The sequence below is a fragment of the Actinosynnema sp. NPDC059335 genome, from assembly GCF_042752395.1.
Taxonomy (GTDB): Bacteria; Actinomycetota; Actinomycetes; order Mycobacteriales; family Pseudonocardiaceae; genus Actinosynnema.
The window spans coordinates 17142-28605 of the sequence record NZ_JBHYXZ010000102.1; the positions used below are offsets into that span (position 1 = coordinate 17142).

The following is an 11464-nucleotide window of genomic DNA, read 5'->3' on the forward strand; positions in this document are numbered from 1 at the left end:
CTGTTAGATCTCCCGGCCGTCGCGCTGGATCTGTCTGTACTCGTCGCGGTAGAGGGGGCGCGCGCCGGGGTTCTCCGGCGCGGCGGCACGGGGTCTGTCGGCGGGTTCGGACTCGGTCCGGGTCATGGACGGGTCCCCTCGGTGGGAGCGGCAACGACAGCCGAGCGTCGCGCCGCCCGCCCGTGACGGTCAAGGGGGGTCGCGCCAACGGGTTCGGTCACTCCGGGTGCACGTCGGGGAACGGCTCAGGGCGGGGTGCGGGCGGACCGGCGCGACCCGACCGCGCGGGAGCGGCTCGGCGCCGGCAGGGGGTCGGGCGGCGCCCGTCGGGGACCCACCCGCGCCCGCCGCCGTGGGCACGCCGGCGCCGTCCTTGCCCATCGGGGCCTCGCCCGGCGGCCGGCGCCCGACACCCGGCCGCGGCGGTCGGCCCGCCGGGTGTTGCCGCCGTGTCCGCGGCGGGCTGTCCTGCGACGTGCCGGCCGTCACTGGAACCCGCGGCCGATGACCGGGACCAGGGCCAGCGGCCGCACGTCGGCGGCGAAGGTCGGCGCGCCCGCCCGGCGCTCCGGTCGCGGCTCCGGTTCGGGGCGGTCGAAGGCGCCCTCCGCGAACAGGTCCTCGATGAACGCGTCCACCTTCTCCTCCGTCACCGACGGCATCGCGAAGACGTGCGCGTAGTGGCGCAGCTCGCCGGAGTTCATCAGCATCGGCTGGCAGGACAGCGACCACTTCCCGACCACCGCGTCGTTCGGCTGCCGGAAGCGCACGGTCAGGGCCATCGGGCTGCGGTCCACGTACAGGCCGCCCTCGGGCAGCCGGTCCTCCCGGTCCAGCCGGTCCTCCAGCTCGCGCAGCGAGCTCTCCAGGTACCGGGTGACGCGCAGCGCCCGCACCGCGGCGGCCGCGTGCTCGCGGATCGACTTGGACGCCAGGTGGTTCCACAGCACCAGCGGGGACAGGCCGTTGCGCGACCCGGCGAACGTGGTGTCGGGCGACCCGGTGTAGGCAGGTTTCGCGGGCGGCTCGACCCGGAACTTGTTCTTGGTCATGAACACGCCGCACGGCCACGGCGCGCCCGGCCACTTGTGCCCGCTCATCACCAGGGAGCTGACCACGTCGACGCCGTGGACCTCCAGCCCGAAGTCGAACTCGGGGATCTTGCCCTTGATCTCCCGGTGGAGCTGGATCGCCAGCTCGCTGCCGCGCTCCTCGGCCGCCGCGATCCGCAGGAACGGCATGAACCCCGCGCCCAGCGCGCCGTCCACGTGCACCCAGAAGCCGCGGCGGCGGTCGGTGTGGCCCGGCTCGAACTCGATCTCGCGCTCCAGCAGGCCGTGCTCGGCGAAGATCGGCACGAGCCGGCTCGCGACCTTCTCCACGTTGTCGTACGCGCCCTTGAAGGTGGTGCCGAAGTTGAGCAGCAGCAGGATCGGGTGACCGCGTTCGGCGAAGAAGCGGACCAGCCGCTCCAGCTCGTCCACGTCGATCTCGCCGCTGCCGTCCGCGCCGCCCTTGGACGGCACCTCCATCGGCCACTCGTCCGCGATCGGGCACTGCCCGGGGTACTCCCGCCTGCCCACCGCCGCGAAGGTGTCGATCGCCAGCGTCCGGACGGCCTTGATCACCGAGTAGTGGGTGTCCTCGGAGTAGAACGCGACGGGCCGGTAGGCGTTGTCGTCCCGGCCGGGCGCGCCGTCGTCCCCGGTCGCGGGTGACGGGGCCTGCACGAACACCATCTGCGACACCGCCCGCCCGTCCTCGCCGGGCTCGGAGATCAGCTTCCTGCCCGACAGGTAGTCGCGGGCACTGGCCAGCGCGTACAGGTTGCCCTCGGTGGACCCCATCGTCAGCACGTAACCCCAGTAGCTCTCGGGGTTGTCGGCGTCGTACGGCCACGACGCGCGCCACAGCGAGGCGTAGTGGTCGAGCACGGCACGTTCCACGATCTTGGTGTTGATCTTGTAGTTGCCCTGTTGGAACGGGTCGCCGATGTTGTTCAGGTGGAACTCCAGGAACCGGGCGAGGTCCTGCTGGTAGTGGGCCATGTCCTGGTTGCCCTGGAAGCCGACCATGGTCGCGTGCTTGCCGACCAGGTAGGTCTCCAGCCGGTTCAGGGCGCGCTTGCGCTGCTGCGGGCTCAAGCCGTCGGCGGGGATCTCGAACTCCCCGATCTCCAGTTCCGGGTCGGTCGGGTAGACCTCCCGCGGGTCCTGGGCGGGTTGGGCGATGACCGACGCGCGGCCGTCCCCCAACCCGGCCGAGGTCAACAACGACGACCACGTCGCGTCGTCCGGGCCGTAGGGGAAATCGGCCTGCCGCGACCCGTCGGAGTGCCCGCTCATGGCGTCCTTTCCTCGACTTCGGTGTGCGTCGGAGCGTGCCACCGCCCGGACCGGGAACCTCAAGCCGGGCGATCGGGTTCGCCGGTCCGTGGTGGAGGTTCACCCCGTCGGCGGCGTCGGGCGCACGCCGAGCGTGATCGCATTCCCGCACGGGTCTCGCTCGTCCACCCGGATGGCGATCGGCCGCTCCCCTTTCGGGTTTGCACAGCTCGGCGGACCACACCGCCGCGGCGTTGTCCGCACGAATCGGGCGAACCCCGTGCGAATCGCGCCCGCCGGACAACTTGCGGACACAAAAGTGACAGGAATTCGAGGCGGCCGGAGGGCCGATCGTGCGCGGCTATGCTGTCGATCACCATTCCACCCGTGCCATTCCCGCAGGCCGGAGGACCGCCGCCATGCGCACTCGGCTCCACGCGACAATCACCCTGTTACTCGCGGCGCTGGTGCTCGCGAGCTGCACGTCGGGCCCGGAGGAACCAGCGCCCGGACCGCCCGAGTCGGCCGATTTCGTGATGTCCTACGCGGCGGCCGCGGACCGGCTCGGCGCGCTGGACCAGGTGGAGGCGCAGGAGCAGTTGCGGGACTGGGCGCGCACCGCGCTCGCCGCGCACCTGGAACTGGGCGCCGCGGCCTTCCGCGACACCGCCTACGACACGCTGCCGATCCGCGACGGCGGGTTCAGCGACCTCGCCCGGCAGGACACCGGTCCGGGCCGGGCCCTGTTCGACGGCGAGACGCTGCACCTGCTCGTGCCGCGCGACGACCCGCACCGCTCCCGCACCCTCGGGCAGCTGCTGGACCAGCACCGCACCGACTCCGGCGGCGACCCGCGGCAGGTCCGCGTCCACCCGTACGCGGTGCACGCCGAGACGTCCACGATCGACATCACCGCCGAGGAGCCGATGTCGTCGGCCGACTTCCGGGCCGCGCACGGCTACGTGTCGATGCGCGTGGACGACCGGGCGGCGCTCGAGGACTTCCTCGACCGGACCGAACTGCTCTCCACGCTGGAGACCCGCGACGGCGGGATCGTGGCGTCCGGCTGGAACTGGCCCGACGTCGCCGACGCCAAGCTGACGCTGGAGGAGGTCTCCACGCTCCAGCGCGGCTACCTGCGGGGTTCGCCGACCCCCGGCTTCTCGCTCGACCCGGGTCCGCCGGAGACCGCCGACGACCTCCGGGCGGTGCTGCCGAACGTCAGCGGCGAGCTGGTCGACCGCGTGCTGGGCGACTACTGGGACGGCTCGCTGTTCACGTCGTCCGACGACCTGGCCGCGTACGTCGAACTGGCGCTGTACGGGAACGGCCTGTCCGCGGCCGAGCTCGGGCAGCTCGGGCTGACCGACGACCGGGTCCAGCTCTGGGCCCTGCTCGCCGCGATCAACGGCCGGTCGGTCTACAGCCAGGCCCGCTACGACGGCGGCCTGGCGGGCACCACCGTCGGCGCCACCCTCTTCTACACCGACTACGTGGCGAAGGACTGGGCCAACGGCGTGGGCACCGGCGTGCCCGCGCAGGCCGTGGCGGGGTTCGTCCCCGACCCCGAGGCGCGCACGCCGTGGAGCCACTGCGACACCACCACGCTCAGCGAGAGCGGCCGGCTGTGGCTGGGGCAGAACGACGCGGCGTTCTCGTTCGACGACCGGGCGATCAGCATCGGCGCGCAGTCCACCCGGTTGTTCTCCCGGTCCGACGGCGACGACGGCGGCGAGGTCGAGCCGAGCTACGCGTTCGGCCGCGGCCTGAAGTGGTGGGACCGGCACTACCAGGCGGTGGCCGACTACGAGCCCCAGTACCAGCGCCTGGACCACATCATGAGGTGGAGCGGGGCGCTGGAGTGGCTGGTCGCCAAGACCTCGGCCCGGCTGCCGCAGCTCGACGACTCCGAGATCCGGTCCGACCTCACCTTCGCCCAGTGGTACGCGGGCAACCAGGACCTGCGGGAGCGGTCGCCGATCCGGTTCGTCACCCCGCCCTCGGCCACCCAGGAGGCGGTGGTCCCGGCGCCGTCGCGGACGTTCGAGAGCTGCGGCTACCACATGATCTCCGGCGGCGTGTCGCTGGGCGACGTGATCTCGCGCAAGGGCGGCGAGGCCGGCCGGGCGGACCTGCCCGCGCAGGTCAACCGGGCCGGCGTGAGCGGCGGGTCGAGCTTCGACACCGCGACCGGCTCCGGCACGGTGAAGCGGGAGGTGCGGGACGCCGACGGAACCGTGGCCGCGAGCGTGGAGCACCAGGTCGAGACCCGGGGCGACACCGTCACGACCACGACCCGGAGCAGCCCGCGCGAGGTGGTGTCGCTGGGCGGCCTGAAGCTCGTGCTGGACGGCGAGCGCACGGTGCGCCACGAGGTGGACGCCGGTGGCGGCCGCGTCACGCAGCGGCTCTCGGACCTCGGCCACGACAGCGGCGAGCTGACCGCGGTGAAGGACCGGGGCGTGGTCACGGTGCAGTGGCGGCGCGGGGTCATGGAACGGGCCCGCACCCTGCTCGACTCCCTGCAGAACCGGTTGGCCGCGTCACCGGGCGACACCCTGCCGCCGGTCGAGGACGGTGTGCTGCAGACGTTCCGGGACGCGAGCGGCGCGGTGGAGCACCGCGTGGACGGCCAGTGGTCGGTGCGCGTCGGCGGCGACCAGCCGCCGCCCGGCGACGTGACGTTCCGGCTCGGCGCGCCCAGCCCCGGCGGCGGCGACCCGCGGTTCTACTACGGCACCATCCACCGGCACGGCGACCCGCCCGCCGACGGCTGGGTGGACGTCACACCCGCCGCCGCCGAGCAGGCCGCTGTCGCGGTGCCGGCGGACCGGCCGCCGGCCGACGCCCGGTCGCTGCGCGTCACCGCGCCGGACGGCCGGGAGTCCACCGTGCACCTGGTGGACGGCCACGCGCGCTACCCGGCGGGTGACGCGGTCCTCGACGCCACGCCGGAGGGCATGGCGCTGACCGCCGCGCTGCCCCACGTGCTCCAGGCGAGGGACGCCGCGGCGGCGGCCGGGGACGGGCTGTTCCGGCCGGTCCGGCTGTCGGAGGACGGCCTGGCGCTCGTCGGCGAGGCGGAGGTCAGGCTCCTGTGGCCCGACGACGCCTGGTCCATCCGGGTCCGCGCCGCCCTCGTCGGCGACGCGACCCGCGACGTCGTGGTGCGGTTCGACGGCGACGTGGCGCTGCTGGTCGACCGCGGGCCGCTGCAGGTCGGCCCGCGACGGACGATCACGCTGGGCGAGGCCGTCGAGCAGTCCTCCGGCGACGTGTACGCGCACGAGGGCCTTCGCGCTTCGCTGACCGTGGAGCACGGCCGGATCGTGGCCGCCGCGATCCCGCGCGACCTGAAGGTGCGGGTGCGGGAGGCCGTCGTGGTGGGCTCGGCCGCGCTCGACGTCGTGACGCGGCCGGACGTCCGGTCGCACGGCGGTGCGGAGTGGCTGCGGCTCGACCGGGCGGTCCGCCCCGTGGGCACCGGCAACAACACCACCGTGTCGGCCTCGCCCGCGCCGACCGCCGCGCCGGGCCGGGACGTCACCGCCGGCGCGGGCGCGACCATCCTCCTGGTCTGCCCGGACACCGACGACGAGCCGGCCGGGTGCGATGAGGACTGAGTTCGAGGTCGACCCGGACGGCGCGCTCGGACGGGCGCTGGGCGCGGCGCGGCGGGCGGTCGACCGCGCCGACGCGGGCCGGGTGGACGCCGCCTACGAGACCGTGTTCGAGCTGGCGGACGACGTGCTCCGCGAGGCGGTCGCGCTCGACCACGTGGCCGCGCTGCTCGCCCTGGGCGCGGTCACGGCGGCGGAGCGGCGGTGCGCGGAGTACGCCGAGCCGCTGGGCCACGACCACGTCGGGTTGCGGTTGCTGCGCGCCGAGGTGCGCGCCGCCGCCGGGGACCAGGCCGGTGCGGGGGCCGACGTGACGGCGGTCCGGGCCGCGCTCGTCGGTGGAGGGGCGCTCGACGCCGAGGACCACGCGCGGCTGCTGCGGCTGGAGGGGCTGGTCGCGGCCGACCGGGGCGACCTCCCGCTCGCGGAGCGGAAGCTGACCGGGGCCCGCGCCGCGTTCCTGCGGCTGGACCACGAGCGCGGCGTGGCGGGGGTCGACGGCGACCTGCTCGCGCTCGCCGTGCGGCAGGGCGTGGCGTCGGCGGTGTCGGACGCGGTGGCCGGGCCGCCGCCGCGCACCACGGCCGAGTACCTGCTGCGCGCCCTGGCGTTGCGGCGGGAGCTGCGGTACGGGGAGGCGTGCCGGACGTTGCAGGACTGCCTGGAGCGCACCCGGGTCGACCCGGCGCTGAGGTTCCCGGTGCTCGCCGAGCTGGTGACGACGGCGTGGCTGACCCGCCGGCCGGAGCTGGCCGCGCGGCTGCGCCCGCTGCTGGTCGAGGCCGCCGCGCAGGCGCCCGACCCCGTCGCGGCGCGGCAGGAGGCGGACCGCCTCTTCCCCGACGGGCCGGCCGGACCGCCCGGCTCGCCCCGGTTCGGGCGACGGGTCGAGTACGCCCGCCGGCTCGTGCTCGCCGGGCGGGTGGCCGAGGCCGAGGAGCTGCTGGTCGAATTGCGCGACCAGGCGAACGGCGACCACGACGCGGCGATCTGGCACCTGACCGCCGGCGAGCACGAGTGGGCCAGGCACCGCGGGTCCGGCGACGCCGCGTTCCTCGACGAGGCGGTCAAGCACTGGGAGGCCGCCGCCGCGCGGGCGTCCTCGACGGCGCTCACCGAGGTCCGCGAGTACGCGTTGCGGCTGCTCGGCCGGGCGCTGTTCAAGCTCGGGGACGACGACCGGGCGGACGCGTGCTGGGTGGAGGCGCACCGGCTGGAGGAGCGGGTGGCGCGGTTGCAGGGCGACGAGCTGCGGGCGCGGATGCTGCTGTCGGCCGCCGACGAGCACGACGAGCGCATCCGGGCGGCGCACGACGCGGTGACCGACGACCGGCGGCACGCCGTGGCCGGGATCGCGGTCGCGGTGGAGCACGCGCGGGGCGCGACGATCCTGGACGTGCTGCGGTCCGACCGGCCCGCCCCGCCACGCGACCTGCCGCGGGTCAGCGACCTGGACGGCGCGTGGCGGTGGGTCGGCGGGGTGACCCGGGACCTGCCGAGGTCCCAGGTGGTGTGGATGCTGCACGCCACGCCGGACCGCGTGCACCACGTGGTGCTCGGTCGCCGCACGATCCGCCACTGGTCGACGCCGGTCGACCGGCAGCGGCTGGTCGAGGCGGTGACCGGGCTGAAGGCGTGGTGGGGCGCGGACGTCCTGGACCTGGGCGTGCACACCGGCGAGTTCGACCGCTGCCTGGACCGGATCGCCGGGTTGCTCGGCCTGGCCCCGCTGGCGGCCGAACTGCCGCCGGGGGTCGACCGGATCGCGGTGGTGGCGGGTGGGGTGCTGTCCGACGTGCCGTTCGCCGCCCTGGTCCTGCCCGACGCCGGGGGACGGCGGCTCGGCGACCGCTTCGCGTTGTCGGACCTGCCGTGCCTGTCCGCGCGCCGGCCGCTGCGCCGCCGGTCGCGGTCCCGGCGCGGCGACCGGGCGCTGGTGGTCCGCCCGCCGGGCGCGCTGCCCAGCGCGGCCGGGGGTGGCGCCCGCGGCGAGGTGCTCGCCGAGCACCTGACGACCGCGGCGGGGCTGCGTGCCGAGCTGGCGCGCCGCCCGTACCACCGGGTGCGCATCGACAGCCACGGCGCGCACGACCGGGACGACCCGGACCGGTCGTGGCTCCAGCTCCGGCCGGCGGGCCCCGCCGGCCGGTTGCGGTCCGACGACCTGCGTCGGCTCGACCTGAGCCGCTGCGGCACGTTCGTGCTGGGCGCGTGCGAGTCCGGGATGGCGAACCGGGTCGGCCGGGACGAGCCGGTCGGTCTGGTGCGGGCGGCCCTGGAGGCCGGCGCCGCGGCGGTCGTCGCGGCCCGGTGGGTGGCCGACGACGCGGTCGCCGCGACCGTGCTGGACCGGTTCGAGCACTACACCCGCTACCTGCCGCGTGACGTCGCGCTCAAACGCGCCCAGGACGACGTCGTGCGCCACCGCGTCGTCGTCCAGGCCCACGACGAGGCCGAGGACGCGTGGAAACCGCTGTCCGACCAACACCACCCGGCGCGGTGGTCCTGCTGGACCGTCTACGGCGACCCCGGGTGGCAGACCTCGGCCGGGCCCGTGCGCCGGGCGCTGCGCCGCACCACCGACCACTGGAGGCGTCGTGCCGCACACCGCTGAACCACCGAAGGTGTTCCTGTCGTTCGCCGGGAACGACCGCGAGTCGGCCCGGCTGCTCGCCAAGGAGCTGGGCGCGCGCGGCCTCACCGCGTTCGTGGACGAGCTGAGCATCCAGCCCGGCGCGGACCTGCTGCTCACCATCAACCGGGCCATCGACGAGTCGCAGTTCTTCGTGCTGCTGTGGTCGAAGCACACGGTCAACCGCAAGTGGGTGGCCGCCGAGTGGACCGCGGCGCTGGCCCGCGACCTCGACCAGCGGCGCTGCTTCCTGTTCGTGGTCCGGCTGGACGACACCCCGCTGCCGACCCTGCTCGCGCCGCGCAAGTACCTCGACGCGGGCGGCGACCTGATGCGCGTCGCGGCGACCCTCACCGAGGTGTGGCGGGGCGACGTCGCCGTCGGCACGCCGGTGCTGCCGCCGCCCGGCCGGCCCGCCGCCACCGGCCCGACGATCACGCTGTACGTGCGCAACCGGGCGCTGGCCGTGGCGCACGCGGTCGACGTGCCCGCGGCGGCCACCGGCCGGGACCTGAAGAACGCCGTGCGGCTGGCGCTCGCGCTGCCCGACCAGGAGACGAAGTTCGACGGCGCGCTGGGCCTGCGGTTCGACTACGGGCTGGTGCGCGACGGGACGCCGATCCCGGACGGGCCCGCGGCGGTGGCCGGCCTCGCCGACGGCGACACGGTGGACCTGGAGGTGCGGGTCGAGTCGTTCGGGCCGGACGGCACGTTCGCGAAGTCGACCTACCGGCCGGGGTCGCCCGGCGGCCTGCCGCCGGAGATGGTGCGGACGCTGGTGGACTCGGCGTTCCACCACCTCATCCCGCGCCGTCGGCCCACGTGATGCCGTAGGACAGGTTCGGCTTCAGGTCGGTGAACGTCAGGTGCACCTCGCCGCAGGCGTCCGCGGCGACCCGGGACCGGCTCGACTCCGGGTCGCCCAGCTCGATCGGCAGCGTGTCCCGCAGCCGCCAGATCACGCCGGGCGCGCGACCGGGCCCGAACCGGACGTGGAGCCGGAACACCGCGCACGGGTAGCGCGGCGTGCACACGTAGTACGGCGCGATGCCGCGCTCCGGCGAGAGCCTGATGCGGATCGCGTACTCGTGCTCCTCGTCGCGCCGCAACGGTTCCGGCGGGCGCAGCGCGAACCCGATCCGGTTGGTGGACTGGCGGGCGCGGCTGGTCAGCACGCCGCCGTAGAGGACGTCCAGGCCGACGTCGTCCAGCGGGCCCCGGCCGGGGTCGGGCGGCTCCACGGTGACCGACAGGCCGATCTCGTCCAGCCCGTCCCGCTCGGCCACGATGCGCCGCCGCTCGACCACCTCCGGCACCGGCAGGTCGAGCACCACGGCGGCGCTCAGCTCGGCGGTGCGCCACGGCAGGTCGGGCTCGGGCCGGCGGAGGTCGGGGTCGAGCGCGCGTTGCGCGATCCGCAGCAGCGCGTCGTCGATCCGCCGGCGCGCGGTGCGGTCGTCGCGGTCGATCCGCAGCGCCAGCGACCGGACCCGCTCCCGGTGCAGCCGGGCGTCGTGGCCGAGGCCGAACGCCAGGTGCGCGGCCTCCTTCAGGTCCTCGGGCAGGGCGCGGGCGTGCGCGGTGAGCCAGTCCCGGAGCCGTCGCCTCACCTGGGCGGGCCCGTCGTCGTCGGCGACGCCGACGAGCCGGCCCAGCGCCGGCCCGACCCGGGCGTCGAGGTCGGCGCTCTCGATCCCCCGGCCCTTGCGCAGCGCCTTCAGCTCGGCGACGAGCCCGGCCACGTTGATCTCCACCCCGCACCTCCCCTGCGCACCGACGCTCGGCACAGGGTGCCACGAGCCGATCCGCGACCGGGGCCGGTCGGGCGGTGTTTCCGGGTTTCCGGTTGTTTCCCGCGCCCGGAAACCCCTGCCGCCGGCCGGCCGCGCCCGACATCCTTGCGGTGGTCGGGAAAGAGGTCCGGCCGCCGGCGAACGCGGAGGTGAACGACTGTGCACACCCATTTCACCACGGTGTTGATCTGCGGTTTCCCGTTCGGCTGACGGACCGCCGGGCCATAATGCGCCGGTGACCGATCGGGCGGCGGAGTTCGGCAGGCAACTGCGGCTGCGGCGGGAGGCCGCGGGGTTGTCGCTCACCGCGTTGGCGGCGCGGGTCCACTACAGCAAGGGCCACCTGAGCAAGGTGGAGAACGGGCACGCCGCGCCGAACCGCGAACTGGCGCTGGCGTGCGACACCGCGCTCGGCGCGGCCGGCTCCCTGGCGTCCCTGGTGGTGGCGCGGGAACCGGTCGGGTTCTCCGGTCTGCCGGCGGTGACGTCGCACTTCACCGGGCGCGAGGCCGAACTGCGCCGGATCGAGGAGGTGCTGGTCGGCGGTCGGGCGGCGGTGTGCGTGCTCGACGGCATGGCGGGCGTGGGCAAGACGGCGCTCGCGCTGCGGGCCGCGTGGACCGCCGAGGCGCACTTCCCGGACGGCTGCCTGTTCCTGGATTTGCGCGGGTCCACCCCCGGCGACGGCGGGCCGAGCGGGGGCGACGTGCTCGACCGGCTGCTGCGGGTGCTCGGCGTGCCGGCCGAGGACGTGCCGCGCGACGAGGACGGGCGGGCGAACTTCTACCGCGACCGGCTCCGGGGCAGGCGGATGCTGCTCGTGTTCGACAACGCCCGCAGCGCACGGCAGGTCATCCCCCTACTCCCGGCCGAACCGAGGTGTCGAGTGCTGATCACCAGCAGGAACCGCCTGAACGCGTTGGACGACGCGGTGCACGTGTCGGTGGCCATGCTGTCCACCGCGCAGGCGGTCGAGCTGTTCCGCGGGGGGGGGGGGGGGCGCGGGCCCCCCCCCCCCCCCCCCCGGGGGGGGGGGGGGCGGGCCCCCCCCCCCCCTTTAAACAAAAACGAAACCCACCAAAAACACCAAAAGTC

Annotated in this window: 7 protein-coding genes; 4 read left to right on the forward strand and 3 right to left on the reverse strand. The window is 75.1% G+C overall.

Going from position 1 to position 11464, the window contains the following annotated elements; genetic code table 11:
• Positions 1-3: 3 nt before the first annotated feature.
• Both ACFXGA_RS27360 and ACFXGA_RS27365 read right to left on the reverse strand, forming a co-directional pair.
• Positions 4-126, reverse strand: a complete 123-nt coding sequence (locus ACFXGA_RS27360; RefSeq protein ID WP_378092588.1) for a hypothetical protein — start codon at positions 124-126, stop codon at positions 4-6.
• Positions 127-485: 359 nt separating this feature from the next.
• Entirely contained in the window at positions 486-2345 is a 1860-nt protein-coding gene (locus ACFXGA_RS27365) for a hypothetical protein (protein WP_378092590.1), read from the reverse strand.
• Positions 2346-2743: 398 nt separating this feature from the next.
• On the opposite strand from ACFXGA_RS27365, the gene ACFXGA_RS27370 reads away from it, so the two are divergent.
• Genes ACFXGA_RS27370 through ACFXGA_RS27380 form a run of 3 tightly spaced genes read left to right on the forward strand, consistent with a single transcriptional unit; the run spans position 2744 to position 9402 of the window.
• Positions 2744-5947: a hypothetical protein gene (locus tag ACFXGA_RS27370; RefSeq protein WP_378092592.1), complete on the forward strand. Its 3204-nt coding sequence runs from the start codon at positions 2744-2746 to the stop codon at positions 5945-5947.
• The gene (locus ACFXGA_RS27375; RefSeq protein ID WP_378092594.1) at positions 5937-8558 is read left to right on the forward strand and encodes a CHAT domain-containing protein; all 2622 of its coding nucleotides are present in this window, start codon (positions 5937-5939) and stop codon (positions 8556-8558) included. The genes ACFXGA_RS27370 and ACFXGA_RS27375 overlap by 11 nt, the downstream gene beginning before the upstream one ends.
• On the forward strand, positions 8542-9402 hold the full coding sequence (locus tag ACFXGA_RS27380; RefSeq protein ID WP_378092596.1) for a toll/interleukin-1 receptor domain-containing protein: 861 nt from the start codon (positions 8542-8544) through the stop codon (positions 9400-9402). Before ACFXGA_RS27375 ends, ACFXGA_RS27380 begins: the two co-directional genes overlap by 17 nt.
• On the opposite strand, the gene ACFXGA_RS27385 is transcribed toward ACFXGA_RS27380, so the two are convergent.
• Positions 9377-10330: a hypothetical protein gene (locus ACFXGA_RS27385; protein WP_378092598.1), complete on the reverse strand. Its 954-nt coding sequence runs from the start codon at positions 10328-10330 to the stop codon at positions 9377-9379. The two genes, ACFXGA_RS27380 and ACFXGA_RS27385, sit on opposite strands and share 26 nt — an antisense overlap.
• Positions 10331-10604: 274 nt before the next feature.
• Between ACFXGA_RS27385 and ACFXGA_RS27390 the strand changes: the two genes are divergently transcribed.
• A partial coding sequence (locus tag ACFXGA_RS27390; protein ID WP_378092600.1) for a helix-turn-helix domain-containing protein occupies positions 10605-11464 on the forward strand: 860 nt, incomplete at its 3' end.

Coding starts and splice junctions, on each gene's coding strand:
- ACFXGA_RS27370 (WP_378092592.1), top strand. CDS start 2,744: ATGCGCACTCGGCTCCACGCGACAATCACCCTGTTACTCGCGGCGCTG.
- ACFXGA_RS27360 (WP_378092588.1), bottom strand. CDS start 126: ATGACCCGGACCGAGTCCGAACCCGCCGACAGACCCCGTGCCGCCGCG.
- ACFXGA_RS27365 (WP_378092590.1), bottom strand. CDS start 2,345: ATGAGCGGGCACTCCGACGGGTCGCGGCAGGCCGATTTCCCCTACGGC.
- ACFXGA_RS27375 (WP_378092594.1), top strand. CDS start 5,937: ATGAGGACTGAGTTCGAGGTCGACCCGGACGGCGCGCTCGGACGGGCG.